Raw genomic sequence first — 1945 nt, 5'->3', positions numbered from 1 at the left:
GTACAGCCCCTTACTTTATATGGGAAGAGCAAAAGAGAATGGTGTCATCGAACCCATCGTAAATTGGGAGGGTTGTCTTCCCTATTATAAATCAGTACCGGATGACGTATTTATTGGGCAAAATGGCGGTTTTTCACTACGTAGTAAAAAATTACTCGGAATGCCACGCAAACTTGATATGAACGTTTTAATATCGCACCCTAAGAAACTAGAGATGGGAAGACAGCCAGTTGCATTGGAATATGATGATCCCAACCATAATGAAGATATTATTTTAACGATTATCTATAGAAAATTGTTGGAAAGCCAAGGGATTCAATTTGCCCCTCCTAAGATTGCAGCCTATTTTGCCGGTGAAAGCGTTGACGCTATCCATTCGACACTTGGGGTTTCTTTGGATGATGTGTTTGGCGTGCATACATTTGGATGTTTAGTATTAACTCATAAAAATGCACTTTATATGCAGAAAAAAATGTGGTTTTATGGCATTGATATTTGCACAAATATTTTGTGTAAATGGTTGAATGATAGCGGGCTTAGCATTGAAGTTCCGTACCACTTTTTTCCGCAAGAAGAATTAGAAAAAGCGGGATGGTAGGGTAAGATTGATTTGCAATGATGAAAGAGAAAGTAATGGGGTAGGAATTAGTTCCTAGCCCATTTTTTTTCGATATAGCTACAAGTCGGATGGAGCTCCAATTGTTTTTCTGTGATGAACGCGATCAAGGCCTGATAAAGTTTATCCGCAATGCCTTGTCCTCGCAGTTGGTTGGATACGAAAGTGTGATTGGCGTTAATTTTGTTTTCTGTTTCGTAAAAATAAGTGAGTTTGGCGATTTTTTCGCCTTGTTCATTGAGAATAAAAAATTCACCTTGTTGATTTACTTCCTGATGCTGGATTTTCATTTTTTGCTCCATTCTTCGCTGAAATTAGGATCGGTGGCAAAATCAGCAGTATCACTTGGAATGGCTTTTTCTTCCGCCGCCCATTCACCGAGATCAATAAGTTGACAACGCTTACTACAAAAAGGACGAAATGGGCTTTGATCGTGCCAAGGAACGGGTTTGCGACAAATTGGACAAGGTACTTCAAGGATTTCTTCTGACATGGGATGTTTGTGCTTGTTGTAAATAAAAACGATGTAATTCTAGCACTTTTTGTTTTAAGTGCGGTAGATTTTCAGCGAGATCTTTGTCATTGTTAATGATATCCGTCGCCCATTTTAACCGCTCTTCCCGGTTCACCTGTGCGTTCATAATACGTTGAATTTGCTCAATATTATTTTGATCCCTGTTCGCTGCTCGAGCAAGTTGGGTTTGTGGGGTGACATCAACCACAAGTATTCGCTGACAAAGCTCAGTCAGGTTATTTTCAATCAGCAGTGGGACAACAAACAGGGTATAGGGCGAAGTTTGAGCAGAAAGTTGTTTTAACATTGCTTCTCGAATGGCGGGATGTAACAAATTGTTCAACCAATTTTTTTCCTCTTCATCAGAAAATACCCGTTGACGCAACGCGGGTCGGTTGAGTTCACCATTTTCCAGTAAAATAGCACTGCCAAAATGTTTGGTAATCTGTTTAAGTAAAGGTGTTCCTTTCGCAACGACTTCACGAGCGACAACATCGGCATCTACGATAGGCACACCCAGTTCGGCAAATAAATTGGCAATGGTGCTTTTGCCGCTACCGATACCACCGGTGAGTCCGACAATATAAGTCATAACAACCCCCTATGAAGAATAATTAAGTAGCCATACTACAAAAGTTGAAACACAGAGAAAAGGTGCAAAAGGTAAAAAAGCGTTTCTTTTTTGGCTGATGAGTGCAAATACTATGCCGAGTAAACATGAAATGAGTAAAAAAAACGGAAAATGTTCAAAAGGCAAGTAGCTGCCAAGTCCTAGCGCCAGCCAATAATCCCCTTGACCTGTTAATGATCATGCA

Annotated in this window: 4 protein-coding genes and 1 pseudogene; 1 reads left to right on the top strand and 4 read right to left on the bottom strand. The window is 40.2% G+C overall.

From position 1 onward, the window contains the following. Window positions 1-598: DUF5672 domain-containing protein (locus BKK50_RS12575; RefSeq protein WP_208606219.1), on the top strand; the 598-nt coding region annotated here is incomplete at its 5' end. 47 nt (window positions 599-645) lie between these two features. Here the strand turns inward: BKK50_RS12575 and BKK50_RS12100 are convergent. The 4 genes and pseudogenes from BKK50_RS12100 to BKK50_RS13155 form a co-directional block, all read right to left on the bottom strand. Then, a complete protein-coding gene (locus BKK50_RS12100) occupies window positions 646-906 on the bottom strand; it encodes a GNAT family N-acetyltransferase (RefSeq protein ID WP_077418473.1) in 261 nt (86 codons plus the stop codon). After that, window positions 903-1109: a DNA gyrase inhibitor YacG gene (gene yacG / locus BKK50_RS12095; protein WP_077418471.1), complete on the bottom strand. Its 207-nt coding sequence runs from the start codon at window positions 1107-1109 to the stop codon at window positions 903-905. Before yacG ends, BKK50_RS12100 begins: the two co-directional genes overlap by 4 nt. After that, window positions 1090-1722 (bottom strand): dephospho-CoA kinase, encoded by a 633-nt coding sequence (gene coaE / locus BKK50_RS12090; RefSeq protein WP_077418469.1) that lies wholly within the window; start codon window positions 1720-1722, stop codon window positions 1090-1092. The genes yacG and coaE overlap by 20 nt, the downstream gene beginning before the upstream one ends. A gap of 9 nt (window positions 1723-1731) precedes the next feature. Next, window positions 1732-1917: pseudogene (locus tag BKK50_RS13155) on the bottom strand (prepilin peptidase); the annotation flags it as partial. Between the last annotated feature and the right edge of the window lie 28 nt (window positions 1918-1945).

This window comes from Rodentibacter rarus (assembly GCF_001998965.1).
GTDB classification, from domain to species: Bacteria; Pseudomonadota; Gammaproteobacteria; order Enterobacterales; family Pasteurellaceae; genus Rodentibacter; species Rodentibacter rarus.
Note: the sequence above shows the minus strand (reverse complement) of the source record. Positions and strands in the feature narration are given on the sequence as shown.